Genomic DNA, 24,206 nt, shown 5'->3' on the forward strand with positions numbered 1-24,206 from the left:
GTCAGAGGGTGAGTCAGACCGGCCGGGTGACCCGCTCCCACATCATCACTGTCAGGGGGTGGCGACGGCGGCGCGGGAGCGGTCGGCGGCGATCCGCACCGCGAGCGCCGCCAGCACCGTGCCCATCACCCACCGCTGCACGCGTGCCCAGCCCGGACGGCGGGTCAGGAACGCCGACACCGAGCCGGCGCTGAGCACGATGAGCGCGTTCACGGTCAGCGCCACGACGATCTGCGTCAGGCCGAGCAGCAGACTCTGCACCGCCACGTGCCCGCGCGCCGGGTCGACGAACTGCGGCAGCAGCGACACGTACAGGATGGCGATCTTCGGGTTGAGCAGGTTGGTGACCAGGCCCATGGTGAACAGGCGCCGGGGCCGGTCCGGCGGCAGCGGCGCAGGGGTGAACGCCGACGTGCCACCCGGGCGCAGCGTCCGCCAGGCCAGCCACAGCAGGTACGCCGCGCCGGCCAGCTTCACCGCCGTGTACAGCGGCGGGACCAGCACGAACACGGTGGCGATGCCGGCCACCGCGGCGGCCAGGTAGACCAGGAAGCCGACGGCCACGCCGAGCAGCGACACCAGCCCGGCCCGCCGCCCCTGCGTCACCGACCGGGACACCAGGTAGACCATGTTCGGCCCGGGTGTGAGCACCAGACCGAGCGCCACCAGACCGATTCCCATGACCGCGCCGACAGTGACCACGTCGCCTCCCCGTTGCCGACCGTGAACCGGACCCTACGCCGGTCGCCGCCGTCCGCGGTGCCCGTAAGGCGCCGGTGGGGTGTTGCGCGGGTCACCTGATCGGACGTGCGGCGGTGATACTTGCCGCATGTCGATCGTGCTGTCCGCACCGGCCACCCCGACCGCTCCCGCCCTGATGCTGCGCCCGTGGCGCGACGGCGACGCCGACGCGCTGATCGAGGCGTACCGGGATCCGGTGCTGCGCGCCTGGACCAGACATCCGGTCACCGGCCCGGCGCAGGCGCAGGTGTTCCTGCGGCGCAGCCACCAGGGCTGGGCGGCCGGGCACCGGTTCATGTTCGCGGTGCTGGAGGAGGACCGGGTGGCGGCCTGCGTGGTGCTCAAGGACGTCCGCCCGGGACGCCCGTCCGCCGAGATCGGCTACTGGACGGCCGCACCGGCACGCGGCCGGGGAGTCGCGCCACGGGCGGTGGAGGCGGTCACCGCGTGGGCGTACGCCCGGTTCGCCGCCACCGGCCTGACCCACCTGGAGCTGTTGCACCAGGTCGACAACCCGGCCTCCTGCCGGGTGGCGGAGAAGAGCGGGTACGTCTTCACCGAGGTGCTGCCGGCCCGCGCGCCGTTCCCCCGGGACGGCCACCGCCACGTCCGCCGCCTGCCCTGACGTCGGCCCGGTCTCAGCGGCCGAGCAGGCGCAGCAGCAGCCGTGGCTCGCCCGGCCACGCGTCGAGCAGCACCTGCCGGGGCATCTGCCGGGCGGCGTAGCGCAACGCGAGCGCCACCACCACGATGTCGTCGAGCGGGCCGATCACCGGCAGGAACTCCGGGATCAGGTCGATCGGGCTGGCCACCCAGATTCCGGCGACCACGATCGCGACGCGGGCGCGGCGGGGCACCCGCGGGTCGCGGCGCAGCCGTCGTACCGCTGTCACGCAGTCGGGCACGAACGCGGCCAGATCACGCAGGATCCCCGGCGGCAGGCGCCGGGCCAGCAGCACCAGCATCGCCCAGCTCCCGACCAGACAGGCCGCCGCCACCGCGAGTCCGATGAGCCAGTCGCGCACGCCGTCACCCCCGGGGGCACGCTACGCCGCCGTCCCGCCCGGCGCCCGGGAACAGTCCGGCCCCGCGCGACGCTGACCCTTGTCGGACGGCGGCGGATACCGTGGGTACGGGAGGTGACGGCGGTGACGACAGGCTGGGAGGCCGCGGTCGAGGCGCAGATCCGCTCGGCCCAGGAGCGTGGCGAGTTCGACAACCTACCGGGTGCCGGCAAGCCCATCCCGGGGCGCGACATGCCCTACGACGAGGGCTGGTGGATCCGCAGCTTCATGGAGCGCGAGCAGATCCCGTCCGACCTGCTGCTGCCCACGCCGCTGCAGTTGCGCCGCCGCATCGAACAACTTCCGGCCGAGCTGCGTGACCTGCCGACCGAGGAGGCCGTCCGGTCGTACGTGGCGGCGCTCAACACCGAGGTGGTGGCCTGGCTGCGTACCCCGACCGGGCCACGCGTGGTGGTCCGCCCGGTGAACGTCGAGGAGGCGGTGCACCGCTGGCGCACTGATCGGGAACGCGCCGCGCCGGTCGTCACGGCACCGGAGCCGCAGCACGCCACCTCGGCCCGCCCGCGCCGTCGGTGGCGCTGGTGGCGCCGCTGAGACCGCGTCAGTGACGCGCAGCCTGCCAGGTCCACGCGGTCCGCCGCGGTCTGCCGCCGAGCGGCGCGCGACCGGTCAGCCACAGCAGCACCGGCGCCGGGTCGCCGTCCGGCGCGTCGGGGAACAACCGGCGCACCACCCGCGCACACAGCCCAGCGGGCGGCGACCAGTCCAGGTCGAGCCCTCGGGTCAGGTCGTGTGTGTGCAGCAGGATCTCGGCCACGCCCATCGCGGCGAAACCACCCGGATCGCACGGCCCGAAGTGCCACGCCCGGTCGTCCGGGCTCGCCGCGTCGATGGTGGCGGCGAGCATCCCGGCCGCGGCCGCCGCGACGGTGAGCACCTCGGCCGGCGCGGCGTCGGCGCGTACCCGCAGGTCGAACGGGAGATAGCCGCCGCCGGGCCGGCCGGACACCTGACCGGCGTACGCGACCAGGTCGTGCGCGATGTGCGCGGCCGTGGTCCAGCAGGACCAGTCCAGGTCTCCCGCGCGTACCGTCCAGTCCCGGTCGGCGGCGGGCCGCAGCACGGCGGTCATCGCGTCGGCGGCGGACCGGACGTCCCCACCGTTCACCTGCGCCGTACCCGCAGCACGCAGGTGAGCATCGGCAGCGTGAACTCCCCGTCGGCCGTCTCCGGCCGGCTCGCCAGGTACGCGCGGATGCGGTCGAGCGTCTCGGTGCGCTCCCGTTCCGGCATGACCAGCATCCCGGCCCGGGTGGCGAGCGTCGCCACGAGCGAATCGGCGGTACGGCGCTGCCCGTGCGGGAACTCCGCCTGCTCGGGCGAGCCGAACCGGGCCTCGCCGGTCCTCGGCAGGTGCATGGTCGCTGTCGCGGCGCGCCAGCTCGCGGGCGTGTCCCGGGGGCCGATGGCGGCGCTGCCGCTGACCGCCGCGAGCCCGGCGACCCAGTCGACCCGGTCGTCCACGACGTTCCACAGTCCGGCGAGGACACCGCCGGGCGCGAGGACGCGGGCGATCTCCGGCCCGGCCACTGCCATGTCGAACCAGTGCATGGCGTTGCCGGCGACCACGGCGTCGACGGAGGCGTCCGGCAGCGGGATCGCCTCGGCGCTGCCGGGCAGCGCCCGTACACCAGGCAGGGTGCGGCGGAGTTCGGCGAGCATCGCCGGGTCCGGCTCGACGGCCGTGACGTCGTCGCGCACCTCGGCCAGCGTGGCGGTGAGCTTGCCGGTGCCCGCGCCGAGGTCGAGCACCCGCGCACCGGGCGCGGGTTCGAGCGCCCAGCGCAGGGCGGCCCGCGCGTAGTCCGGGCGGTGTTCGGCGTACGCGGTGGCCGCCGCGCCGAACGACGAGGAGTGCCGGAGTCGTGCATCTTCGTCCATCGGGTCACCCTATCGATGGCGCGGACGCCTTGACGTACGAACAGTGCTTCGTGAATACTGGATCGTAGTTCGAGGGGGAGTACCCGACGATCCACGTATCGCCGTCAGTACGGGCCCGGCCCATCCGGATCCCGGCGATGCAGCCACCGCGACGGGTGGCCCGGGGAGACCTTCGTCCAGCAGCGCCGGCGCACCCCGGGTGGGCCGGCCCGGACGAGAGGCCTCCCTTCGTCATGTCCGTGTCCTGGTGGATCTGGGCGCTCCTCATGCTGGCGATCGCGGCGATGCTCGCCGTGGACCTGTTCCTGCACCGCGACAACCACGTCATCGGCTTCCGTGAGGCAGCGGTCTGGTCCGGTATCTGGATCGCCGCCGGTCTGCTCTTCGGCGTCGTCCTGTGGGTCTGGCAGGGCGGCGACGTGGCGGGCACCTACTACGCCGGCTACCTGATCGAGAAGGCGCTGTCGATCGACAACGTCTTCGTCTTCGCGTTGATCTTCACGTCCTTCGCCGTGCCCGCCGCGTTCCAGCACAAGGTGCTGTTCTGGGGTGTGATCGGCGCTCTGGTGTTCCGGCTGGTGTTCATCTTCGTCGGCGCCGAACTGCTCGAGACCTTCTTCTGGACCGCGTACGTGTTCGGCGCGTTCCTCGTCTGGACCGGCTACAAGATGGCGTTCCGCCACGGCGAGCAGACCCCGCCGGACCGCAACCCGGTCGTCCGGCTGGTCCGCCGGATCGTTCCGACCGACCCGGCCTTCCACGGTGACAGGTTCTTCACCCGGGTCGACGGGAAGCGGGTCGCGACTCTGCTGTTCGTGGTCCTGATCGCGGTGGAGGCCACCGACCTGATCTTCGCCGTCGACAGCGTCGCCGCGATCCTGGCGATCACCACCAGCACGTTCATCGTCTGGACCGCCAACGCCTTCGCCATCCTCGGCCTGCGCAGCCTCTACTTCTGCCTCGCCGGGCTGCTGCGCCGCTTCGTGCACCTGCACTACGGCCTGGCCGTCCTGCTCGCCTTCGCCGGCGTGAAGTTGATCCTGTCGGAGACGCCGGTCGGCAAGCTGCCCATCCCGGTCACCCTCGGCGTGATCGTGGTGACGATCGCGGTGTCGATCGCGTGGAGCCTGCGCAGCACCCGCGGCACCGCGCCGGACGGCAGCTGACGCGAGGACGTGCGCACTACCATCGGCGCATGGGCTCGGGCGGGGCGTCTGTCGAAGCCGTCTTCTTCGGCACCTCGACCGTCCACGTGTCCGACGGCAGCTCCGGAATCCTGATCGACGGTTTCCTGAGCCGGCCCTCACTGCTGCGCGTCGCGCTGGGCCGCGTGGCCCCCGACCTCGGGCGGATCACCGCCGCGCTCTCCCGGGCCGGCGTGACCCGTCTCGACGCGCTCTTCGTCTCCCACTCCCACTACGACCACGTCATGGACGCCCCCGAGGTGGTGAAGCACCTCGGGGGACGTCTGTTCGGCTCCGAGTCCACTCTGAACGTGGGACGCGGCGCGGGCCTCGGCGAGCAGTCGATGACCCGGCTCGCCGACGGCGAGGAGTACCGCGTCGGCGCGTTCACCGTGCGCGTGTTCGCCGGCGACCACAGCCCGGGCAACAGGTTCCCCGGTGTGATCGAGGAACCGCTCGTCCCACCGGTCAGGGCGAGCAGGTACCGCGACGGCGGATGCTTCTCGTTCCTCGTCACCCACCCCGGCGGTTCGCTGCTGATCCACCCGAGCGCCAACTACGTGCCGCACCGGTTCGACGGGCTCGACGTCGACGTCCTCTACCTCGCGATCGGCGCCCTGGGGGTGCAGCCGCAGCAGTTCCAGAGCGACTACTGGCGGCACGTGGTGGACGCGACCCGGCCCGGCCTGATCGTGCCGATCCACTGGGACGACTTCTTCGTCTCCCTGGACCGCGGGCTGCGGCCGCTGCCGAGGTTCTTCGACAGGTTCGCCGTGGCCAGGGCGTTCCTCGACCGCAAGAGCCGGGAGAGTGGCATCGCCGTACGGTTCCCGGAGCCCTTCGAGGTCGTCAGGCCGTTCGTACGCTAGGTGCTCTCGTCGCACGCGGCGCCGATCGCGAGGCGCACCTCGACCTGCCGTCCGGGCGACTGGATCACCAGCGGTACGCACGCCGGGCTCGCCACCCAGGTGCCGCCGGTGTAGACCGACCATGCGGTCGACGCGTTCGCGGCGGGGCACGCCTCCACCTGCACAGTGGTCGTCGGGACGGCGCCCGGGCCCCACCCGATGCGGGCACGATCTCCCCAGCCGGGCGCCACCCGCACCTCCACGGCCGCTCCGACCCGTACGAGCAGGCCCCATTTGGCGAAGAGACGCGTCGGCCCTCGTCCAGCGGATGACTCGTTCGGCTGCACCACAGTCGACGACACCGCCACGGTGTCAGCCACGACGCGGTACCCCTCACCCGGTTCCGGTGTCGTGGCGATCGAATCGGCGCACCGCAGGCTCTGCCCGCCCTCGGGAAGTGGTGGCAGCGGCGCGGCCTGCGCGCCGGGGGAGACGGGATCCGACGCGGCCGGTTCAGGTCGCTCCGCATCGTCCTCGCTGGTGCACCCGGCGGCTGCGAGCAGCAGGCAGGTGGTCAGGGCGACGTGCCCCCATCTCCGGTTCGCGGCGCGCACGCCTCGATCCTTTCAAACTTCGCCCCCGAGGCAAGCCCGCTCGGGGACTTGTTTAACGGATTACCGGTAACAGCAATCCGCTAAATCATGCGGTCAAACAGGACGAATCGACACTGCACCATAATGACAGTTATGTGCGCGCAGGCTCCGTGGCCGCTGTCGGCGTACGATCACGCCACCGCAGCCGACCCCAGGGAGCAGGCGATGGTGTTCGACGCGACGCTGACCCGGATCAACGACGGCGTACAGATGCACCACCAGCACGGCCGACGGGAGGACGCCCGCGACCTGTTCGCCCGGATCTGGGACGAGATCGGCGGGGAACAGGGTGACCCCCTGCATGTCTGCGTCCTCGCGCACGCGATGGCTGACGTGCAGGACGACGTACGCCAGGAGCTTGTCTGGGACCGGCGGGCGCTCGCGGCGGCCGACCTGCTCACCGACGAGCGGGTCGCGCAGGCCGGGGTGCCGATGTCGGTCGCCGGGCTGTACCCGTCGCTGCATCTCAACCTGGCGGAGTGCCACCGCAAGCTCGGCGAACTCGACCAGGCCCGGGACCACCTCCGGCGGGCCCGGGAGAGGATCGGCGCGCTCGGCGACGACGGCTACGGAAAGCTGATAAGGGACGGACTCGATCGGCTGTCGCAGGAACTGGCCGCCGGATAGGCCGCAGACGAGTGGCTAGCCGCTGGTGCGCGCTGACGGGGTGACGGCGGCGACGACCAGGTCGACGATGCCGTCGGCGTAGTCGTCGGTCAGTGGGCCGTTGCGCAGCAGCCAGCGGTGGTAGAGCGGGCCGAACAGCAGCTCCATCACCTGGTCCAGGGCGGCGTCGGGGCGCACCTGGCCGGCCTCGCGCGCGGCCTCCAGGCGGGCGCGGACCGCGTTCAACTGGGGACGGAGCAGCCGGTCGCGTGCCTGGCCGGCCAGATCCTCGTCGCTGAGCGTCTCGATGGTGATGGCGCGGGTGGTGGCCGACAGCCGTGGATCGGCGAACTCGGCGACGGTGGCCCGCAGGACCTGGCGCAGATCGGCCCGCAGGTCACCGGTGTCGGGCAGGACGATGACCTCCGGCAGGTCCTCGGCGAGCGCGTCCAGGATGACCGCGCCCTTGCCACGCCACCAGCGGTAGATGGTCTGCTTGCCGACTCCGGCGCGGGCGGCGATCGCCTCGACGGTCAGGGCCGGGTAGCCGGTCTCGGTCAGCAGCTCCAGCGCGGCGGCGAGGATCGCGCGGCGGGACTGCTCGTTGCGGCGGGCGGGCTGCGGGGTCACGCCACGAGCATACAGCGAGACGAGACGTATCGTCTTGACGGCGCGGTCGCGCCGTGCTCTCCTTGTCGAGCGAGACGGGACGTCTCGTCTCAGCAGAGATCAGGAGTTCACGTGCCGCACATCGCCATGGTCAGCATTCCGTTCCACGGCCACGTCAACCCGAGCCTGGAGATCATCAGTACCCTCGTGCGGCGCGGCCACCGGGTCACCTACGCCAACGATCCCTCCTTCACCGAGGTCATCCGGGCCACCGGCGCGGAGTTGAAGCCGTACACCTCGACGCTGCCCGCCGACGGCGGCGCCGACATCGACGACCCGATCGCGCAGCTCACGCTCTTCCTCGACGACGCCGTCGCCATGCTGCCGCAGCTGCGGGCCGCCTACACCGACGACCGGCCGGACCTGTTCCTCTACGACATCGCGGGTGCGCCGACCCGGCTGCTCGGCGAGCAGTGGGGGATTCCGGCTGTCCAGCTCTCCTCGACGTTCGTGGCCTGGGACGGCTACGAGCAGGAGATGGCGCCCGCCGTGGAGGCGATGCGGGCCGATCCGTGCGGCGCCGACTACTACCGGCGGTTCACGGCGTGGCTGACCGCTGAGGGGTCGTCGGTCACCGACAGCATGGCGTTCCAGGGGCGGCCGGTGCGCAGCCTCGTCCTGCCGCCGGAGGCGCTCCAGCCGAACGCCGACCGGGTGGACCGGTCGGTCTACAGCTTCGTCGGCCCGGTGCTGGGCGACCGCTCCGGCCAGGGTTCCTGGGTACGACCGGAGCACGCCGAGAAGGTGCTGCTCGTCTCGCTCGGCTCCGCCTTCACCCGGCAGCCCGACTTCTACCGCCGCTGCGTCGCCGCGTTCGGTGACCTGCCCGGCTGGCACACCGTTCTCCAGATCGGCACGCACGTCGATCCCGCCGAACTCGGCCCCGTCCCGGACAGCGTCGAGGTCCACCGGTGGGTGCCGCAGCTGGCCGTCCTGGAGCAGGCGGACGCCTTCGTGACCCATGCCGGCATGGGCGGCAGCAGCGAGGGTCTCTACTGCGGGACGCCGATGATCGCCGTACCGCAGGCGGCCGACCAGTTCGCGAACGCCGAGCAGTTGGCCGCCCTCGGCGTCGCCCGGGTCGTCGACTCGGCCGGCGTCACCGCCGCGGAGCTGCGGGAGGCGCTGCTCGCCCTCACCTCGGACCCCGCCGTGGCGGCCCGCACCGCCGAGCTGAAGCGGCAGGCCCGCGCCGCGGGCGGCGCGGACCGGGCCGCCGATCTGATCGAGGCCGAGCTCGCCGCGGTACGGGGTGGTGCGACGAGCGGCCGGTGAGGCGTGGTCGCGGCGGCAACCCGGCCGCCGCGACCACGCCCGGTCAGTCCTCCGCCAGCACGGTGAAGGTGAAGGCGGAGCTCGTCGGACGCTTCAGCGGGATGTCGCACTTGACCCGGCGCAGCACCTCGGACCGGGTGAGGCCGAACCGGTGCGCGATGAGCCGGTCCGGGCGTACCGGCACCGGGTCGTCGAACGTGACGTCCACCTGGACGGGCCACCGGTCCAGCGGCACCGTGGGCGCATCGAGCGTCCACGCGTCCGTCCAGTCCAGGGTGAAGCGGCAGCGCCGGGCGAACGCCGGATCCAGCAGTGTGGCCGCCACCAGGCCGGGATCGTTTAGTTGGTGGCCGTGCAGCTCGGTGGGATCGAACGAGCTGACCGCCGCCCGCTCCCGGACGGTGAGCTTGATGGTGCGGTCGCAGGACACGCACCGGACGAGCAGCCACACGTCCAGCAACTTGCCGTTGGCGTTGACGCGGAACCGGCCCTTGGCGGCGGTGGCCGACTCGGCCCGGCAGACGGCGCAGCGCAGCGACAGCAGCGGAAGGCGGGTCCGGCGCACGACCCAGGGCAGCACGATATGCGGTTGGGATGACATGGAGACCTGATCTCTGAAGACCTGACGCGAGGCCGATTACGCGCGGCCTCGGACGCTGTGGCCGGGCGCGCGAGGGCAGCCCGGTGAGCCGGCGGGCAACGGCCGGCTACAGGCGTGGGGAACGTGTCAGGTTCTAGAGAGCAGGAGGGGTCACGCGGAATCGTCCTTCTTCGCTGAGACAGGAGTGCGGGAAACGTACGGGACGTCCGGAACCGCTCTCAACCCGTTTTCCGGCCGTTGCGTCGCCCATCACTTCACTGACTAAAAGTTTGCACTCTCTGCAAGATCGCTCGTAGTCTCGTGGCGTGACCCCGGATCAGAGCCGCCCTGGCCTGCGTGACCGCAAGAAGCGGCAGACCCGCGCCGCCCTCAGCGCCGCCGCGCTGCGTCTGGTCGCCGAGCGCGGCCTGGACCAGGTGACGGTGGAGGAGATCAGCGAGGCCGCCGACGTGTCGGCCCGCACCTTCTTCAACTACTTCCCCAGCAAGGACGAGGCGTTGCTCGGCGACCAGCCGACGGACCGCGAGGTGCTTGCCGCCCGCATCGTCGCCGCGCCGCCGGAGATGTCCGCGTTCGACGCGCTGCGGCTGGCCTTCGACGAGGTGGTCGAGGCCATCGAGGCCGATCGGGAGGTGTGGCTGCTGCGGCTGCGGGTGATCGCGGCGAACCCGCCGCTGCTGCCGCGTCTGATCAGCGGCAACGCCGAGACGGAGCAGGTGATCGTCGCGGCGGTGGCCGCCCGGCTGGGGTTCGACCCGTGCCACGGCCATCCGACGCTCGTCACCACCGTTGCCGGCGCGGTGTTCCGCACGGCCCTGATGCAGTGGGTCGAGCGACCCGACACGGCGACGCTGCGCGAACTGACCGCCGAGGCGTTCGCCGTCGTCGCCGCCGGCCTGCCCGACCCGTCCTGACCCCTCCCACCCGTACCGGCCGCCGCCGTCGCGCGGCCGCTCGCCCGTGCACACCGACAAGGAGTTCGATGACCACCGCCACTGTTCCACCCGCCGAGACGGGTACGCGGATGTCACGCCGGGAGGTCCTCCAGGCGTTGTCCGGCCTGATGGTCGGCATGTTCGTGGCGATCCTCGCCTCGACGGTGGTGGCGAACGCGCTGCCCCGGATCATCGCCGACCTCGACGGCAGCCAGACCGTCTACACCTGGATCGTCACCAGCGAGTTGCTGGCGATGACCGCGACGGTGCCGCTGTGGGGCAAGATGGCCGACCTCTACAGCAAGAAACTGCTCATCCAGTTGTCCCTCGGCCTGTTCGTGGCCGGTTCGCTCGTCGCCGGGTTCACCCCGAACGTCGAGGTGCTGCTGCTCAGCCGGGTCATCCAGGGCATCGGCGCGGGCGGCATGACCGCCCTCGCCACGATCGTCATGGCGGCCATGATCCCGCCGCGTGAGCTGGGCCGGTACGCCGGCATCTTCGGCGCCGTCTTCGGTGTCGGCACCATCGCCGGCCCACTGATCGGCGGCGTCCTGGTCGACACGTCCTGGCTCGGCTGGCGCTGGTGCTTCCTGATCGGCGTGCCGTTCAGCCTGCTGTCCATCGCGCTGCTGCAGAAGACGCTGCACCTGCCGGTGGTGCGCCGCAAGGTCCGCATCGACTGGCTCGGCGCCCTGCTCATCACCTCGGGCGTGTCCACGCTGCTGATCTGGTCGTCGCTGGCCGGCAACAAGTTCGACTGGGCGTCCGGCTGGACCGCGCTGCTGGTCGGCGGCGGGCTGGCGCTGCTCGCGCTCGCCGTGTTCGTCGAGGCCCGCACCGAGGAGCCGATCATCCCGCTGGGCATCTTCCGCAACCGCACCGTCAGCCTCACCACGATCGCGAGCATCCTCGTGGGCGTGGCGATGTTCGGCGGCACCGTGTTCCTGTCGCAGTACTTCCAGACCTCGCTCGGCAAGTCGCCGACGGTGGCCGGCCTGATGAGCCTGCCGATGGTCCTCGGCCTGCTGGTCTCCTCGACGGTGGCGGGCCAGCTGATCACCAAGTACGGCCGCTGGAAGATGTTCCTGGTCGCCGGCGCCGCGGTGATGACGGTCGGCATGCTGCTGCTGAGCACCATCGACGCGAACACGAGCGTGCCGGTGCTGTCGGTGTACATGGCGGTGCTGGGCGTCGGCGTCGGCATGCTCCTGCAGAACCTGGTGCTGGCCGCGCAGAACGACGTACCGGCCGCCGAACTCGGCGCGGCCACCTCGGTGCTGACGTTCTTCCGCAGCATGGGCGGCGCGGTCGGCGTGAGCGCGCTGGGCGCGGTCCTGGCGAACCGGGTGACCTCGCTGACCGTCGAGCGGCTGGGCCCGATCGCGGCCGGCGGCGGATCGGCCGAGGTGCCGGACCTGTCCGCCCTGCCGGAACCGGTGCTGCGGATCGTGCAGGACGTCTACGGCATCGCCACGTCGGAGATGTTCCTCATCGGGGCGCCGTTCGCGCTGCTCGCCCTGATCGTCGTGCTGTTCATCAAGGAGAAGCCGCTGAACACACTCAGCGGCGACGAGCGCCGGGCCCGCGAGGAGGCGGCCGCCGCCGGCATGCACTGACCGCGTCCGGTCGAGCGTGAAGGGCCGCCCCCGGCAACACCGGGGGCGGCCCTTCCTCGCGTAGGGTCAGCGTTCGGTGCGATCGTTGATCTCGGTGCCGGACTCGCCGGGCATGGCGCCGATCGCCTCCTCGGCGGCCCGGCCGCCGGTGCTCTCGTCGCCCTGCGTCAGCGAGCTGCGGGGCAGCCCGGCCAGGTGCGCCGGGTCCTCGATCGGCTGGGGCGGCCACTGGTCCTGCGTACCGTCGGTCACCCCGGCGCGGCGCAGCGCCTCGACCAGTTGGTCCGGCGACAGGCGGTCGACCTCCTGTATCCCGGCCCCGCGCGCAATCGCCTGCAGTGTCTTCAGGTCTTCGCTCACGAATGTCTCGGCCATGCCCGAGCCTTCCCGGCGCTCGAGACAAGGAAACCGGCTCGCGCGGACGGCCTGCCCACCCACGCCGCCGATCATGAAGTTGTGCCGGGCAAACCGGACACCGAATACCGTCAACCTCATGATCGACGCGAAATGCGAGGTTCGGTCAGCGGCGGGCGGGCTTGCGGTCGGGGCGAGGACGGTCCCGTTCCGGGTCCACGCCCACCTGCACGGCGAACGCCGGATCCACGGCGAGCAGCGGCCGAGGACCGAACAGGGCCATCCCGGTCAGCAGCGTCTCGGTGTCCCGGCCCGCCCAGCTCGGCCGGCGCTCCGGGTCCAGGTCGGCGTGCTCGCGCCGCAGCCGCCGCAGCAGCCCGCGCGCGGCGGCGCCGGTCTCCGGCACCTCGGTCAGCCACCAGCCACCGAGCGCGGTGGCCAGGCAGCACAGCAGCAGCCCGGCGACCGACGCCGGACCGCCCGCCGAGCGCCCCTCGACCGCGCTGTCCACGAGCCGGGTCAACCCGACCGCGGCGACCGCGAACAACGGCACCGTGCCCAGCGCGATCCGCCGCCGCTGCCCGGGGGTGAGCAGCCAGCCGTCGCGGACCAGCCGCCCGACCGTACGGCGCAGCGCCCGGCCCACCGCCGGGTCGGCGAGCACCGCCGCCCAGGTCTGCGGCCGGCGCAGCGCGGTGTGCAGGGCGCGTACCAGCGCGGGCGAGCCGGCCGGGGGCGGCCCCTGCGCGTGCAGGGTGGCGAGTTCGCCGACGTCGACCCCGCCCGCGCGGCGCAGCGCGGCCACCCCGACCTGGCAGGCCAGCAGCGCCCGGTCGGTCAGGTACGCCAGCTCGACCCGGTCGGGTGTCGCACCACGGGTACGGCGGCCGGTCAGTTCCCGTACCGCCACGGCGATCACGACGGCCACGGCGACCGCGCCGAGGTAGTCGAGGAGGAAGATCGGCCCGCTGACTCCCCAGAGCATGGCGGCAAGTATCTCAGGAGCCGTGGCGTACCTCGGTGTCCCAGATCTGTGACCACGGACGCCGCAGGCCCCGGGCGAGGAAGATCGGCTCGCCGTTCTCGTCGTTGTCGACGTCGACCCGCTGGTCGACCCGGCCCGCCTCGGTGAGCTCGGTGAACCAGGCACGCAGCGGCTCCGGCCGGGACCAGCCGACGACGATCACCACGTCGGCGTCGTCGGGCGGCCGGCCGAACGTGGCCATGCTGTTGTGCCCGGAGTACGCGCGGGGCAGTCCCCGGGCCGGCCCGTACCGGGCCAGCGCGCCGGCCTCGCCGTAGTTGCCGGTCAGCACCACCGCCCGGTCGCGCTCGGCCGGCGGCAGCGCGCGGTGCACGGCGGCCACCGAGTCGGCGAACTCGGGCCAGCCGATGGTCTCGCCCGCGTCGTAGTTGGCCGCGACCACGAACCCGGGCAGCCGGTCGGCCGGCAGCGTGGGCAGCAGCAGCACCGCGCTGCTCGCGGCCATCAGCACGGCGGCGGTGACCAGCAACGCCTGCCGGACCCGGGGCGCGCCCCGGCGCGCCCACTCGACGACCGGCACCACCCCGGCGGCGGTGAGCACCAGCAGCAACGGCGCGTCGTAGTAGCCCTTGCCACCGGCCACCACCACGATCGCGACCACCACCAGCCACGCCCAGGCAAGCGACCGGTACGCCGCCCAGGCCGGCCGGCGCAGCAGCGCCACCAGCCCGGCGACCCACACCGGGACCGCGAACGGGCTGATGATCAGGAACTGGAGCACCACCGCGTCGATCCGGCCGCTGTAGGAGCTGTCCCCGTCGGCGATCGACGCGGCGACGTCGAGCTGCGGGAAGCCGTGCGCGGCCTGCCACGCCGCGTACGGCACGGCGAGGAGCGCGGCGAGTCCCGCGCCGGCGAGCACCCACCGGTCCGGCAGCAGCCGGCGCGGCCCGGCGATCAGCAGACCGGCGGCCAGGCCGACGCCGAGCAGCGCGGGCAGCGGCTTGTTGAGCAGGCCGGCGCCGAGCGCGAGCCCGGCGCCGAGCGCCCACCGGGTGTCGCCGGTGCGCAGCATCCGCACCATGCACAGCGCGGCTACCAGCCACACCAGCAGGTCGACGCTCGTGGTGCTGAGCAGATGGCCGCCGGCCAGCACGATGCCCGAGGCGGCGGCGAGCACCGCCGCGGCCGTCTGGGCGACGCGGCCGGCGCCGAACTGCCGGGCGATCGCGGCGACCAGGACCACCGCCGCGCCGCCGATGAACGCCGACGGGGTGCGCAGCACCACCAGGTTGCCCGGCGCGATCGTGTCGGCCAGCCGGGCCAGCGCCGGCACGAGGGGCCCCTGGTCGACGTAGCCCCAGTCGAGGTGCCGGCCGCACAGCAGGAAGTACAGCTCGTCGCGGTGGTAGCCGTAGCGGCCGGCCAGCGACAGCAGCACGGCGGTGAGGACCGCGCCCACCACCAGGGGCGCGGCGGTACGTGGACCGGCGGGCGGCGGGCCACCGGGTGTGGCGGCCTCGCTCCGATCGATGTCGGCGACTGATTCGGCCACCCGTCCATGATGGCCCCGGCGAGCGGTCCGCCGATGCCCCGCCGCCCTCGGCCGGGTGGGCGGAAACCGGTGGCCGGACGACCGGGGCGGCGGCTAGCGTGCGCGCCGATGCTGATTCGTGACTACACCGACGCCGACTGGGCCCAGGTCCGGCCGATCCTCACCGACGTCATCACCGCCAGTGACACGTTCTCGTACGACCCGGACTGGCCGCCGGAGACGGTGCGCGAGGTGTGGGTGGAGCGCCCGCCGGGGCGTACCTCGGTCGCGGTGGACCGCGACGGCGCGGTGCGCGGCACCGCGAAGATGGGCCCGAACCGGCCCGGGCCGGGGTCGCACGTGGCGACGGCGAGTTTCATGGTCGCGGCCCACGCCCGCGGCCGGGGTGTGGGCCGGGCTCTGTGCGAGGAGGCACTGGACTGGGCCCGGCGGCGGGGTTTCGCCGCGATGCAGTTCAACGCCGTGGTGGAGACCAACACGGCGGCCGTGGAGCTGTACCGGCGGCTCGGCTTCACGGTGGTCGGCACCGTGCCGGAGGCGTTCGCGCACCCGACGCTGGGCCGGGTCGGGCTGCACGTGATGCACCGGCGGCTGTGAGCGCGGCGGCCGGAAAACGCCTGGCCGGATCCGGCGGGTTGCTGACAGGCTGCCCGCCATGACCGCTCAAGCCCTCGCCGGGGCGCTCGCCGACGAGCGCCGCCGGACCGTGTTCGCCGCGATCGTGCTCGGCGCCCGGGACGTGCCGGCCGTGGTGGCGAGTACCGGCCTGCCCGCCCGCGACGCCGCAGTGGCCGTCCGCCGTCTCACCGACGCCGGTGTGCTCGCCGACGACGGGGACGGGCTGCGGGTCGACGCCGAACGGCTGCGCGAGTTCGCGCGGGCCGGTGCGGCGTCCCCGGCCGGGCCGGCCGCGAACCCGCGCGAGACGATCCTGCGCACGTTCCTGCGCGACGGCGCACTGACCCGGCTGCCCGCGCAGCGGGGGCGCCGCCGGGTGCTGCTGGAGCACATCACCGAACACACCTTCGAGCCCGGACGGCGCTATCCGGAACGGGAGGTGGACGACGTCCTGCGCCGGTGGTGCGAGGGTGGCGAGGCCGACCACGTGACGCTGCGCCGCTACCTGATCGACGACATGCTGCTCACCCGCGAGCAGGGCGTCTACTGGCGGACCGGCCCGTGACCGGCTGGAGCATGCACCTCGTGCGACCGGACGGGCCGGACGCGGCGTTGATGTTGCGCGAGTACACGGCGGAGATGGTGCGCCGCTGGTACGGCCGCCCGGAGCGGCCCGGTGAGGTGAACGCCGCGCTGGCCGAGGACCCGAGCGACGACCTGACCCCGCCGGCCGGACTGCTGGTGCTGGCCCGCCGCGACGGGCGGCTCGCCGGGTGCGCCGGGCTGAGGTGGCAGCCGGGCTGGGCCGAGCTGACCCGGGTGTACGTGCGCCCCGAGCACCGGGGCACCGGGGGCGGGGCGGCGCTGATCGCCGCGATCGAGGCGTACGCGACCGCCGGCGGGGCGACGCGGATCCGGCTGGACACCCGCTCGGACCTGGTCGAGGCGCGGGCCCTGTACGCCCGCCACGGCTACCGGGAGATCGCCGCCTTCACCAGTGGCCCGTACGCGCAGCACTGGTTCGAGAAGACGCTTGCGGGACGAGTTGACGAGGCGGCGCAGGCGCGCTAAAACAGAACCAGGAACTTGAGTCACACAGACTCAACTTGAGACCTTGGGCCAGGAGAACCGAGGAGGCAAGAGCCATGTTGATGCGTACCGACCCGTTCCGCGAGATCGACCGGATCGCCGAGCAGTTCTTCGGCACCACCGCCCGGCCCGCCGTGATGCACCTCGACGCGTACCGCGACGGTGACCACTTCTACGCGGCGTTCGACCTGCCCGGTGTGGACCCGGACAGCATCGACTGCACCGTCGAGCGCAACGTGCTGACCGTCCGCGCCGAGCGCCGCCGTCCCACCGGCGAGAACGTCGAGCTGGTCGCCGCCGAGCGTCCGATGGGCACGTTCACCCGGCAGCTGTTCCTGGGCGACACGCTCGACACCGACCGGCTGGAGGCCGGCTACGACAACGGGGTGCTGACGCTGCGCATCCCGATCGCCGAGCGCGCCAAGCCGCGCCGGATCACGGTGAGCACGCCCGCCGAGAGCAATGGCCGGCGTCAGCTCACCACCGTCTGAGGACGTCACGCCGACGCGGGGGAGGCCGGAGCGCCGGCCGACCCCGCGTCGCCGTAGAGCCGGGCCAACGCATGCGCGGTCGCGATGAACCGTTCGCGCAGGTCGGCCGGGGTCAGCACCTCGACCTCCGCGCCGAGCTTCAGCAATTCGGCGTGGGCGTGCCGGACCGACTCGATCGGCACCGTGGTCTCCAGCCATCCGTCCGGGCCGGGCTCACCGGCCGCGGCCCGGGCGGCGCGGCTCATCTCCGGCGGGAACACGTACGGCATGAACTCCAGCGCCGCCACGGTGAGCCGGATACGGGCCTGGTCGCGGTATACGTCGCGTTCGTAGCGGGCGGTCCACTCCCGCCAGTACGCGGCCAGGTCGAAGTCGTCGGACCGCGCGTACGGCTCGTCGGTGACCTCGACGTCGAGCACCGCACCGACCCGGTAGGTGCGTACCTGTTCCTCGCAGCGGCCCACCAGATACCAGCGGCCCGCCTTGAGCACCACGCCCAGCGGGGCGACGAGCCGGGTCACCTCCCGCGGCGCGCGCCAGCGCCGGTAGCGCAGCCGCACGAGCCGGTCCCGCCAGACCGCGCCGGCCAGCGCCTCCAGGTGCGGGGTGGCTTCGGGGTGCCGGAACCAGCCGGGCGCGTCCAGATGGAATCGTTGCCGGATCCGGCCGCTGCGGTCGGCCAGCTCACCGGGGAGCGCAGCGCGCACCTTCAACTCGGCGGCGGCCACCACCGACGCCAGTCCCAGTTCGGCGGCCGGGCCGGGCAGACCGGCGAGGAACAGCGCCTCGACCTCCGGGCCGGTCATCCCGGTGAGCCGGGTCCGGTAGCCCTCCAGCAGTCGGTATCCGCCGGCCGGCCCCCGGTCGGCGTACACCGGCACACCGGCGGCGCCGAGCGACTCGACGTCGCGGTAGACGGTTCGCACCGACACCTCCAGGGCGTCGGCGAGTTCCGGGGCTGTCATCCGCCCCCGGGTCTGCAGGAGTAGCAGCAGGGAGACCAGCCGGCTGGCACGCACCCGGTGACGGTAACCCGGCCCGGGCGGCCGGGAACGGGCGCGCCTCGTCGCCAAACCCCCCACTTACTGAGAACCTTTCTCACATGCTTCGCCCCGAGGTGCTGCCCCGCGCCCGCCCCGCCGCCCTGCCCGCCGGCCCGGCCGACGTCACCGAGGCGTGGCTGCGCAACCGGCGGCTGTCCGAGCACACCCGCGACGCGTACCGCCGCGACGTCACCGGCTGGCTGACCTGGTGCGCCGAACACGCCGTCGATCCGTTGCGGGCCACCTTCCTCGACGTCAACACCTACGGTCGCGAACTGGAGTCGACACCCCGCGGCCGGGCCGGCCGCCCGCTCACCCCGGCCACCGTCGCGCGCCGGCTGTCCGCGCTGTCGAGCTGGTACGACTTCCTGGTCAAGCTGGGCGCGGTGCCGGCCAACCCGGTGTCGGCGGCGGATCGTCCGCGCGTGGACCGGGACCACTCCGCCACCGTCGGCCTGACCCCCGAGGAGGTCGACGCGCTGATCGCCGCCGCCGAGACCGACACCGGCCCGGCCGCCGCCCGGAACCGGGCCGCCGTCGCGCTGCTGGCCGACCTGGGGCTGCGGGTGGGGGAGTTGGTCGCGCTGGACGTGTCCGACCTGGGCACGGAGCGCGGTCACCGCAGCGTCCGCTTCGTCGGCAAGGGCGGCAAGGTACGCCGGCGCGCGCTCACCCCCGGCACCGCGTACGCGGTCGACGCCTACCTGGCCGTGCGGGCCGCCGCGCAGGGTGTCCCGGTGCCGGAGCTGACCGGTCCGCTGCTGGTCACCGCCACCGGCGGCCGGTTGGACCGGCACGCCGTGTTCCGGCTGGTGCGCCGCCTCGCACAACGTGCCGGGATCGCCGCCTGGGCGAAGCTGTCACCGCACTCGCTGCGCCACGCGTTCGCCACCACGGCCCGCTCCGAGGGGGTCCCGCTGGAGGACGTGCAGGACGCGATGGGGCACGCGGATCCGCGTACCACCCGCCGCTACGACCGGGACCGGCACAACCTGGACCGCGACCCGGCGTACACCATCTGGGCGGCCCGGGCGCGCCGTCGCGGCTGAGCCGTCGTATCCGCCCGGCAGCGATGCGGGCCGCGGTGCTCCGCGGCCCGCTGCGCTGACCGGTCAGCCCTGCGGGCGGGGGCAGAGGCAGAACGGCTGGCCAATCGGGTCGAGCAGCACGGTCCACCGCTCACCGCCGGGCTGGAACCCGGGCCGGGTCGCGCCGGCCGCCACCAGGTCCTTCTCCGCGACCGTCACGTCGTCGACATAGAGGTCGAGGTGGTAGCGCTTGCCGCCGCTCTCGTCCGGCCAGGCCGGCGGCGCGTAGCCGGGCACCAGGCCGAAGCCGATCGACGTGCCGTCCTTGACGATCATCGCGTACTCGGCCTGACTGTGGGTGATCTCCCAACCGAGCGCGTGGGCGTAGAAGGCCGCGTGTGCGGCGGGGTCGGAGCTGTCCAGGTTGATCATGGCGATGTCTGCGTGAGTGGTCATACCGGGAGTCTGCCGCTCGTACCTGCCACCTGTTGTCAGGTACGAGCGCGAGGCCGGCCCGGCCGGAGCACCGCAAGTGCCTGCGCGCCGCTGCCCGGTTGCCTACCGTCGTCGGTGATGGGCAGGCAACGGGAGTGGCAGCACCCGGCCCGGCGTCGCCGGCCGCTACGCGCGGGCGTGCTGATCGCCGGTCTCGGCGTGGGCACCTGCCTGATCGGGGTGGCCGGTCTGGCGGCGTGGAACGCGCAGGTGGTGCTCCAGGCCGACGGGCCGGTACGGGAGACCGCCGACGGGTTCTTCCGCGACGTCGCGTCCGGGGACACCGACGCGGCGTACGAGCGGCTGTGCGCCGAGGCCCGGGGCAAGTGGAGCAAGTCGGGCTTCGGCAGTTGGGTCCGTACGCCACCGCAGGTCAGCGGCTACGAGATCGTCGACGTGTCGGTGGCGACCCGGTCCGGCAAACCGACGGGGACGGTGATCGTGCGGATCAACCGCGACGGGGGTGGCAGCGAGGAGCGGGAGCTGCCCGTGGTGCCGGAGGGCGGCGGCTGGCGGGTGTGCGGAGACCCGTTCTGACGCTCAGCCGCGCGGGCCGAGGTCGCCGGAGCGGTAGTGGCGCCGGCACAGCACCTGGTAGCGCACGTCGGCGGTGTCGACGGTGTCGCCGATGACGACCTGCGCGCCCTCGCGCACCACCCGGCCGTCCACCACGCGGGCGTTGAGCAGCCCTTCCCGGCCGCACCAGCAGAGCACCTCGACCTGGATGCGGGCCACCTCGTCGGCCAGCTCGAACAGCCGCTGCGCGGCCGGGAACAGACAGGAGCGGAAGTCGGTGGCCAGGCCGAAGGCGTAGACGTCGACGTCGAACCGGTCGACCAGCTCGGCCATCTGCTCGATGTGTTCGAGGTTGTAGAACGAGGCCTCGTCGCAGATCAGGTAGTCCACGCGTACCCCCTCGGCCCATGCGTCGCGGACCAGGGCGCGCAGGTCGAGGTCGTCGGTGACCTCGACGGCCTCGTGGGCCAGGCCGATGCGGGTGGTGACCTGCGGGCCCAGCGAGCGGTCGATGCGGGTGGTGACCAGGCCGCGGCGGCCCTGCCGGGCGTGGTTGTGGTTCATCTGCAGCGCCATGGTGGACTTGCCGCAGTCCATCGGCCCCCAGAAGAACTTCAGCGCGGCGGCGTGCAGCGGCCGGCCGTCGACGCCGCGGGCGGCGGCGCAGCCGGCGGCCCGGTCGTCGCCGGGCCCCGGCAGGGGGCGGGCCAGGCAGGTCTGGGCGGCGTCGTCGGTCACGTCGGGGCAGCCTAGTCCATCGACGCCGCCCGATCAGGCCCCCGATGATCCACGGGGGCGCAGCGGGTCAGAGCACCCGGGGCGGGGTGTTCCCGGCGGCGATGATGGCCCGGCGCATCGGCACGGCGGCCAGCAGCGCGAAGCCCACCACGAAGAAGATCAGCAGCGACACCAGACCCACCCGGTACGACGAGGTCAGCTGGAAGACCAGGCCGAACGCCAGCGGGCCGAGCCAGCTGGTGCCCTTGTCGCTGATCTCGTAGAAGCCGTAGTACTCGCCCTCCTTGCCGGCCGGGATGAGCTGGCTGAACAGCGAGCGGCTCAGGGCCTGGCTGCCGCCCAGCACCAGGCCGATGCAGCCGCCGAGGATCATGAACGGCACCGGTGCCTCGGCGGGCAGCCGGAACGCGGCGATGATCACACCGGTCCAGAGCACCAGCGACAGCAGGACGGTCTTCCACGCGCCGATGCGCTTGGCGAGCGCGCCGAGGGCGAGCGCGCCGCCGAAGGCGAGGAACTGCACCAGCAGGATGGTCACGATCAGCGTGCTCTGGTCCAGCCGCAGTTCCTCGGTGCCGTACTGGCTGGCGAGGGTGATGACGGTCTGGATGCCGTCGTTGAAGACCAGGAACGCGAGCAGGAAGAACAGCGTCAGCGGGTACGTCTTGAGTTCCCGCAGGGTACGCCCGAGCTGCCGGAACCCGTCGGTGAGCACGTTGCCGCCCGCCTGCAGGGCGGCGGCGGTGGGGTGTTCGCGCAGCCAGCGCAGCGGGACCAGGGTGAACGCGGCCCACCACACGCCCGCGGACACGATCGACCAGCGGGCCAGGTCCAGCGTGCGCTGGGCGTTGCCCTCCTCGCTGAGCATGGTCACCGCGACCAGGTTCAGCGCGAGCAGCAGGCCGCCGCCGAGGTAGCCGATGGCCCAGCCGCGGCTGGAGATGCCGTCACGCTCGTCCGGGCCGCCCAGTTGCGGCAGGAACGAGTTGTAGACGACCACGGCGGCGCCGAAGGAGATGTTCGCGACGAGGAACAGCGCGCCGCCGAGCAGGTAGCGCTCGCCGGTGACGAACGCGAACGCGATGGTCGCGCCGGCGCCGGTGAACGCCGCGGCGGCGAGCAGCCGCTTCTTGTGCGCCGACCGGTCGGCGATCGCGCCGATCACCGGCAGCACGAACACGGTGAGGAAGACCGACAGCGAGATCAGGTACGGATAGAACGATCCGGCGGCGACCTTGATGCCCAGCGGGTACACCGCGCCGTCGCAGCTGTCCGCGCCCAGTTCGCACCCGGCGGCGAGTTCGGTGACTGTGGTCAGGAACGGCCCGAGGAAGACCGTGATGACTGTGGTCTGGAACGCCGAGTTCGCCCAGTCGTAGAAGTACCAGCCGGTGCGCTCGCGGCGGGTGCTGCCCGGTCCGGCGGGGTCGGCGACGGCGGGGGTGACCGTATCGGCCATCGGGGGTCGTCCTCGGGGGCTCAGGCGGCCCAGTGGCCGCGACTGCGATAGACGTCACGGAGCACGCTGACGTGATCGGTCATGATGCCATCCACACCAAGATCAAGTAAGTGGTGCATCTGGGCGGGATCGTCGATCGTCCAGACGTGCACCTGCAACCCGATCCGGTGGCAGTACGCGAGGAACCGCCGGTCCACCACCGGCACCCGGCCGAAGGAGACCGGCACCTGCGCGGCGACCACGGAAGGGGGCAGCCGCAGCGGCCGTCCGTGCAGCGAGGCCAGCCGCAGCCGGGCCACACCGCGCATGCCGAGGCTCGTGGCGGCCTTCGGCCCGGCCAGCGACCGCAGCCGGGCCAGCCGGGCGTCGCTGAAGGAGGCGAGCAGCACCCGCTCGCCGGCGCCGGCCCGGGTGACCGTGGCGACTGTGGGTTCCACGCCGCCGTCGGACTTCACGTCGATGTTGAACCGCACCTGCGGCCAGGCGCCGAGCACCTCGTCCAGGCGGGGGACCAGCGCGGCGCCGCCGACGCGCACCGAGGACAGGTCGGCCCAGCGCAGGTCCGCGATCCGGCCCGGCTTCCCGGTGACGCGGCGCAGCGTCGGATCGTGGAAGACCACGGGTACGCCGTCGGCGGTGGCGTGCACGTCGGTCTCCACGTACCGGTAGCCCAGGGCGACGGCACGGGCGAACGCGGCGGCGGTGTTCTCGTCGCCGTCGGCCGCGCCGCCGCGGTGGGCGAACGCCAGCGGCGCGGGCGCGTCGAGGTAGCCGTGACGGGGCTGCACGCGGGCAGTATGCCCGGCCCGGGCGGCGCGCACATGACCAGGCGGTGAAATTACCTATCGTTCCCTATCGTCGCTAGGATAGAGTGCGATGAGTAACGACATGTATTCGGTGGAGCAGGTTGCTGACCTGCTCGGCCTGCACGTGCGCACGGTGCGCGGCTACATCCGCTCGGGCCGGCTGCGGGCCACGCGGATCGGCAAGCAGTACCGGATCGCCCGCGCGGACCTGGACGCGCTGACCGGCCGGCCCACCGCGGCCGCCTCGGCGCCGGGGGCGGAGGTGTCCAGCGTCGTGCGCCTCGACGGCGTCGACCGGGCCGCCGTCGACCGGCTCGCCACGCTGGTGCTGGCGGGCGTGAACACCCACCACGACCCGGACCGCCCGCTGCGCGTGCAGACGGTCCACGACGAGGAGCGGCACCGCATGACCATCGTGATCCTGGGCGATCTCACCGCCACCGCCGACCTGCTGCGCCTGCTCGACGGCGTGCTCGACGGCGGCAACGGCCTGCTCGGCGGCGGGGAGCGCGGCCGTGACTGACCAGCTGCAGGAGCGCGCCGGCGTGCCGGTGCTGCTCTGCGACCCGGACGGCCCGCCGATCGCCACCGAGCGCGACGCGCTGGACCTGATCGGCGCGGCGTTCCTCGGCGCGACTGTGGTGGCGGTGCCGGCCGAGCGGCTCGATCCCGGCTTCTTCACGCTCGGCACCCGCTTCGCCGGTGAGGTGATGCAGAAGTTCGTCAACTACCGGCTGCGCCTGGCGATCGTCGGTGACATCTCCGCACATCTGGAGCGCAGCGGCGCGCTGCGCGCGCTGGTGGCCGAGTCGAACCGGCACGACCAGGTGTGGTTCGTGCCCGACCTGACCGCCCTCGACGCCCGCCTGCGCACCACCCCCTGACAGTGATGATGTGGGAGCGGGTCACCCGGCCGGTCTGACTCACCCTCTGAC

The 24,206-nt window shown here is 72.9% G+C and carries 31 protein-coding genes; 16 read left to right on the forward strand and 15 right to left on the reverse strand.

Annotated features, from left to right (window positions below):
• Nucleotides 1-51 precede the first annotated feature (51 nt).
• Nucleotides 52-702, reverse strand: a complete 651-nt coding sequence (locus tag OC439_RS29640) for a LysE family translocator (protein WP_262016303.1) — start codon at nucleotides 700-702, stop codon at nucleotides 52-54.
• Between the two features lie 127 nt (nucleotides 703-829).
• Here OC439_RS29640 and OC439_RS29645 point away from each other — a divergent pair, with 127 nt between their 5' ends.
• On the forward strand, nucleotides 830-1,366 hold the full coding sequence (locus tag OC439_RS29645) for a GNAT family N-acetyltransferase (RefSeq protein ID WP_262016304.1): 537 nt from the start codon (nucleotides 830-832) through the stop codon (nucleotides 1,364-1,366).
• A gap of 13 nt (nucleotides 1,367-1,379) precedes the next feature.
• Here the strand turns inward: OC439_RS29645 and OC439_RS29650 are convergent, their stop codons facing one another.
• A complete protein-coding gene (locus OC439_RS29650) occupies nucleotides 1,380-1,766 on the reverse strand; it encodes a YkvA family protein (protein ID WP_262016305.1) in 387 nt (128 codons plus the stop codon).
• Nucleotides 1,767-1,889: 123 nt separating this feature from the next.
• Between OC439_RS29650 and OC439_RS29655 the strand changes: the two genes are divergently transcribed.
• On the forward strand, nucleotides 1,890-2,360 hold the full coding sequence (locus OC439_RS29655; protein ID WP_262016306.1) for a DUF1992 domain-containing protein: 471 nt from the start codon (nucleotides 1,890-1,892) through the stop codon (nucleotides 2,358-2,360).
• A gap of 7 nt (nucleotides 2,361-2,367) precedes the next feature.
• Here OC439_RS29655 and OC439_RS29660 read toward each other — a convergent pair whose 3' ends face one another.
• Nucleotides 2,368-2,934 (reverse strand): maleylpyruvate isomerase N-terminal domain-containing protein, encoded by a 567-nt coding sequence (locus OC439_RS29660; protein WP_262016307.1) that lies wholly within the window; start codon nucleotides 2,932-2,934, stop codon nucleotides 2,368-2,370.
• Nucleotides 2,931-3,707, reverse strand: a complete 777-nt coding sequence (locus tag OC439_RS29665; RefSeq protein ID WP_262016308.1) for a class I SAM-dependent methyltransferase — start codon at nucleotides 3,705-3,707, stop codon at nucleotides 2,931-2,933. The genes OC439_RS29660 and OC439_RS29665 overlap by 4 nt, the downstream gene beginning before the upstream one ends.
• Nucleotides 3,708-3,940: 233 nt before the next feature.
• Between OC439_RS29665 and OC439_RS29670 the strand changes: the two genes are divergently transcribed.
• Entirely contained in the window at nucleotides 3,941-4,873 is a 933-nt protein-coding gene (locus OC439_RS29670; protein WP_262016309.1) for a TerC family protein, read from the forward strand.
• 29 nt (nucleotides 4,874-4,902) lie between these two features.
• Complete coding sequence (locus tag OC439_RS29675) at nucleotides 4,903-5,760, forward strand: MBL fold metallo-hydrolase (protein WP_262016310.1); 858 nt, start codon at nucleotides 4,903-4,905, stop codon at nucleotides 5,758-5,760.
• Here OC439_RS29675 and OC439_RS29680 read toward each other — a convergent pair.
• A complete protein-coding gene (locus OC439_RS29680; protein WP_262016311.1) occupies nucleotides 5,757-6,353 on the reverse strand; it encodes a hypothetical protein in 597 nt (198 codons plus the stop codon). The genes OC439_RS29675 and OC439_RS29680 overlap by 4 nt on opposite strands.
• A 204-nt stretch (nucleotides 6,354-6,557) precedes the next feature.
• On the opposite strand from OC439_RS29680, the gene OC439_RS29685 reads away from it, so the two are divergent.
• Nucleotides 6,558-7,019, forward strand: coding sequence for a tetratricopeptide repeat protein (locus OC439_RS29685; protein WP_262016312.1), 462 nt, complete (start codon nucleotides 6,558-6,560; stop codon nucleotides 7,017-7,019).
• A gap of 15 nt (nucleotides 7,020-7,034) precedes the next feature.
• Here OC439_RS29685 and OC439_RS29690 read toward each other — a convergent pair whose 3' ends face one another.
• The gene (locus OC439_RS29690; RefSeq protein ID WP_262016313.1) at nucleotides 7,035-7,628 is read right to left on the reverse strand and encodes a TetR/AcrR family transcriptional regulator; all 594 of its coding nucleotides are present in this window, start codon (nucleotides 7,626-7,628) and stop codon (nucleotides 7,035-7,037) included.
• A gap of 126 nt (nucleotides 7,629-7,754) precedes the next feature.
• On the opposite strand from OC439_RS29690, the gene OC439_RS29695 reads away from it, so the two are divergent.
• Nucleotides 7,755-8,942 carry a macrolide family glycosyltransferase gene (locus OC439_RS29695; RefSeq protein WP_410054976.1) on the forward strand — a complete coding sequence of 396 codons (1,188 nt, stop codon included), beginning with the start codon at nucleotides 7,755-7,757 and terminating at the stop codon, nucleotides 8,940-8,942.
• A 43-nt stretch (nucleotides 8,943-8,985) separates the two neighbouring features.
• Here OC439_RS29695 and OC439_RS29700 read toward each other — a convergent pair whose 3' ends face one another.
• Nucleotides 8,986-9,507, reverse strand: coding sequence for a DUF1062 domain-containing protein (locus tag OC439_RS29700; protein WP_262016315.1), 522 nt, complete (start codon nucleotides 9,505-9,507; stop codon nucleotides 8,986-8,988).
• A gap of 341 nt (nucleotides 9,508-9,848) precedes the next feature.
• Here OC439_RS29700 and OC439_RS29705 point away from each other — a divergent pair, with 341 nt between their 5' ends.
• Together OC439_RS29705 and OC439_RS29710 are read left to right on the forward strand one after the other, a co-directional pair.
• Nucleotides 9,849-10,457, forward strand: a complete 609-nt coding sequence (locus OC439_RS29705; protein WP_262016316.1) for a TetR family transcriptional regulator — start codon at nucleotides 9,849-9,851, stop codon at nucleotides 10,455-10,457.
• A gap of 68 nt (nucleotides 10,458-10,525) precedes the next feature.
• Nucleotides 10,526-12,094 carry an MDR family MFS transporter gene (locus tag OC439_RS29710; RefSeq protein ID WP_262016317.1) on the forward strand — a complete coding sequence of 523 codons (1,569 nt, stop codon included), beginning with the start codon at nucleotides 10,526-10,528 and terminating at the stop codon, nucleotides 12,092-12,094.
• 66 nt (nucleotides 12,095-12,160) lie between these two features.
• On the opposite strand, the gene OC439_RS29715 is transcribed toward OC439_RS29710, so the two are convergent.
• The 3 genes from OC439_RS29715 to OC439_RS29725 form a co-directional block, all read right to left on the reverse strand.
• A complete protein-coding gene (locus OC439_RS29715) occupies nucleotides 12,161-12,469 on the reverse strand; it encodes a hypothetical protein (protein ID WP_091426934.1) in 309 nt (102 codons plus the stop codon).
• A 145-nt stretch (nucleotides 12,470-12,614) separates the two neighbouring features.
• The gene (locus OC439_RS29720) at nucleotides 12,615-13,433 is read right to left on the reverse strand and encodes a TIGR04222 domain-containing membrane protein (RefSeq protein ID WP_262016318.1); all 819 of its coding nucleotides are present in this window, start codon (nucleotides 13,431-13,433) and stop codon (nucleotides 12,615-12,617) included.
• Nucleotides 13,434-13,446: 13 nt separating this feature from the next.
• Nucleotides 13,447-14,988, reverse strand: a complete 1,542-nt coding sequence (locus tag OC439_RS29725) for a glycosyltransferase family 39 protein (RefSeq protein WP_262016319.1) — start codon at nucleotides 14,986-14,988, stop codon at nucleotides 13,447-13,449.
• A 108-nt stretch (nucleotides 14,989-15,096) separates the two neighbouring features.
• On the opposite strand from OC439_RS29725, the gene OC439_RS29730 reads away from it, so the two are divergent.
• The 4 genes from OC439_RS29730 (at nucleotide 15,097) to OC439_RS29745 (ending at nucleotide 17,186) form a co-directional block, all read left to right on the forward strand.
• Nucleotides 15,097-15,585, forward strand: a complete 489-nt coding sequence (locus OC439_RS29730) for a GNAT family N-acetyltransferase (protein WP_262016320.1) — start codon at nucleotides 15,097-15,099, stop codon at nucleotides 15,583-15,585.
• Between the two features lie 58 nt (nucleotides 15,586-15,643).
• On the forward strand, nucleotides 15,644-16,171 hold the full coding sequence (locus OC439_RS29735; RefSeq protein WP_262016321.1) for a DUF2087 domain-containing protein: 528 nt from the start codon (nucleotides 15,644-15,646) through the stop codon (nucleotides 16,169-16,171).
• Between the two features lie 11 nt (nucleotides 16,172-16,182).
• Nucleotides 16,183-16,677 (forward strand): GNAT family N-acetyltransferase, encoded by a 495-nt coding sequence (locus OC439_RS29740; RefSeq protein WP_262016328.1) that lies wholly within the window; start codon nucleotides 16,183-16,185, stop codon nucleotides 16,675-16,677.
• 74 nt (nucleotides 16,678-16,751) lie between these two features.
• Nucleotides 16,752-17,186 (forward strand): Hsp20/alpha crystallin family protein, encoded by a 435-nt coding sequence (locus OC439_RS29745; RefSeq protein WP_262016322.1) that lies wholly within the window; start codon nucleotides 16,752-16,754, stop codon nucleotides 17,184-17,186.
• A gap of 5 nt (nucleotides 17,187-17,191) precedes the next feature.
• On the opposite strand, the gene OC439_RS29750 is transcribed toward OC439_RS29745, so the two are convergent.
• A complete protein-coding gene (locus OC439_RS29750) occupies nucleotides 17,192-18,205 on the reverse strand; it encodes a helix-turn-helix transcriptional regulator (protein WP_194802551.1) in 1,014 nt (337 codons plus the stop codon).
• 83 nt (nucleotides 18,206-18,288) lie between these two features.
• On the opposite strand from OC439_RS29750, the gene OC439_RS29755 reads away from it, so the two are divergent.
• On the forward strand, nucleotides 18,289-19,278 hold the full coding sequence (locus tag OC439_RS29755) for a tyrosine-type recombinase/integrase (RefSeq protein WP_262016323.1): 990 nt from the start codon (nucleotides 18,289-18,291) through the stop codon (nucleotides 19,276-19,278).
• Nucleotides 19,279-19,341: 63 nt separating this feature from the next.
• Here the strand turns inward: OC439_RS29755 and OC439_RS29760 are convergent, their stop codons facing one another.
• Nucleotides 19,342-19,713 (reverse strand): VOC family protein, encoded by a 372-nt coding sequence (locus tag OC439_RS29760; RefSeq protein ID WP_194802554.1) that lies wholly within the window; start codon nucleotides 19,711-19,713, stop codon nucleotides 19,342-19,344.
• A 117-nt stretch (nucleotides 19,714-19,830) separates the two neighbouring features.
• Here OC439_RS29760 and OC439_RS29765 point away from each other — a divergent pair, with 117 nt between their 5' ends.
• The gene (locus tag OC439_RS29765; protein ID WP_194802555.1) at nucleotides 19,831-20,289 is read left to right on the forward strand and encodes a hypothetical protein; all 459 of its coding nucleotides are present in this window, start codon (nucleotides 19,831-19,833) and stop codon (nucleotides 20,287-20,289) included.
• A gap of 3 nt (nucleotides 20,290-20,292) precedes the next feature.
• Here the strand turns inward: OC439_RS29765 and OC439_RS29770 are convergent, their stop codons facing one another.
• From OC439_RS29770 to OC439_RS29780, 3 genes are all read right to left on the reverse strand, one after another.
• Entirely contained in the window at nucleotides 20,293-20,979 is a 687-nt protein-coding gene (locus OC439_RS29770; RefSeq protein WP_370585003.1) for a thymidine kinase, read from the reverse strand.
• A gap of 94 nt (nucleotides 20,980-21,073) precedes the next feature.
• Entirely contained in the window at nucleotides 21,074-22,465 is a 1,392-nt protein-coding gene (locus tag OC439_RS29775) for an MFS transporter (protein ID WP_262016324.1), read from the reverse strand.
• 20 nt (nucleotides 22,466-22,485) lie between these two features.
• Complete coding sequence (locus OC439_RS29780; protein WP_262016325.1) at nucleotides 22,486-23,253, reverse strand: glycerophosphodiester phosphodiesterase; 768 nt, start codon at nucleotides 23,251-23,253, stop codon at nucleotides 22,486-22,488.
• A gap of 88 nt (nucleotides 23,254-23,341) precedes the next feature.
• Here OC439_RS29780 and OC439_RS29785 point away from each other — a divergent pair, with 88 nt between their 5' ends.
• Complete coding sequence (locus OC439_RS29785; protein WP_262016326.1) at nucleotides 23,342-23,794, forward strand: helix-turn-helix domain-containing protein; 453 nt, start codon at nucleotides 23,342-23,344, stop codon at nucleotides 23,792-23,794.
• Nucleotides 23,787-24,155 (forward strand): DUF4180 domain-containing protein, encoded by a 369-nt coding sequence (locus OC439_RS29790; RefSeq protein WP_262016327.1) that lies wholly within the window; start codon nucleotides 23,787-23,789, stop codon nucleotides 24,153-24,155. The genes OC439_RS29785 and OC439_RS29790 overlap by 8 nt, the downstream gene beginning before the upstream one ends.
• Nucleotides 24,156-24,206 lie beyond the last annotated feature (51 nt).

It is taken from the genome of Micromonospora sp. Mcm103 (genome assembly GCF_024519755.1).
Lineage (GTDB): Bacteria > Actinomycetota > Actinomycetes > Mycobacteriales > Micromonosporaceae > Micromonospora > Micromonospora aurantiaca.

What these genes read in the sequence shown, in the direction of transcription:
- OC439_RS29645 (WP_262016304.1), top strand. Translation starts at nt 830, where the DNA reads ATGTCGATCGTGCTGTCCGCACCGGCCACCCCGACCGCTCCCGCCCTG.
- OC439_RS29665 (WP_262016308.1), bottom strand. Translation starts at nt 3,707, where the DNA reads ATGGACGAAGATGCACGACTCCGGCACTCCTCGTCGTTCGGCGCGGCG.
- OC439_RS29670 (WP_262016309.1), top strand. Translation starts at nt 3,941, where the DNA reads ATGTCCGTGTCCTGGTGGATCTGGGCGCTCCTCATGCTGGCGATCGCG.
- OC439_RS29675 (WP_262016310.1), top strand. Translation starts at nt 4,903, where the DNA reads ATGGGCTCGGGCGGGGCGTCTGTCGAAGCCGTCTTCTTCGGCACCTCG.
- OC439_RS29685 (WP_262016312.1), top strand. Translation starts at nt 6,558, where the DNA reads ATGGTGTTCGACGCGACGCTGACCCGGATCAACGACGGCGTACAGATG.
- OC439_RS29695 (WP_410054976.1), top strand. Translation starts at nt 7,755, where the DNA reads ATGGTCAGCATTCCGTTCCACGGCCACGTCAACCCGAGCCTGGAGATC.
- OC439_RS29710 (WP_262016317.1), top strand. Translation starts at nt 10,526, where the DNA reads ATGACCACCGCCACTGTTCCACCCGCCGAGACGGGTACGCGGATGTCA.
- OC439_RS29715 (WP_091426934.1), bottom strand. Translation starts at nt 12,469, where the DNA reads ATGGCCGAGACATTCGTGAGCGAAGACCTGAAGACACTGCAGGCGATT.
- OC439_RS29720 (WP_262016318.1), bottom strand. Translation starts at nt 13,433, where the DNA reads ATGCTCTGGGGAGTCAGCGGGCCGATCTTCCTCCTCGACTACCTCGGC.
- OC439_RS29730 (WP_262016320.1), top strand. Translation starts at nt 15,097, where the DNA reads ATGCTGATTCGTGACTACACCGACGCCGACTGGGCCCAGGTCCGGCCG.
- OC439_RS29735 (WP_262016321.1), top strand. Translation starts at nt 15,644, where the DNA reads ATGACCGCTCAAGCCCTCGCCGGGGCGCTCGCCGACGAGCGCCGCCGG.
- OC439_RS29740 (WP_262016328.1), top strand. Translation starts at nt 16,183, where the DNA reads ATGCACCTCGTGCGACCGGACGGGCCGGACGCGGCGTTGATGTTGCGC.
- OC439_RS29745 (WP_262016322.1), top strand. Translation starts at nt 16,752, where the DNA reads ATGTTGATGCGTACCGACCCGTTCCGCGAGATCGACCGGATCGCCGAG.
- OC439_RS29755 (WP_262016323.1), top strand. Translation starts at nt 18,289, where the DNA reads ATGCTTCGCCCCGAGGTGCTGCCCCGCGCCCGCCCCGCCGCCCTGCCC.
- OC439_RS29760 (WP_194802554.1), bottom strand. Translation starts at nt 19,713, where the DNA reads ATGACCACTCACGCAGACATCGCCATGATCAACCTGGACAGCTCCGAC.
- OC439_RS29765 (WP_194802555.1), top strand. Translation starts at nt 19,831, where the DNA reads ATGGGCAGGCAACGGGAGTGGCAGCACCCGGCCCGGCGTCGCCGGCCG.
- OC439_RS29775 (WP_262016324.1), bottom strand. Translation starts at nt 22,465, where the DNA reads ATGGCCGATACGGTCACCCCCGCCGTCGCCGACCCCGCCGGACCGGGC.
- OC439_RS29785 (WP_262016326.1), top strand. Translation starts at nt 23,342, where the DNA reads ATGAGTAACGACATGTATTCGGTGGAGCAGGTTGCTGACCTGCTCGGC.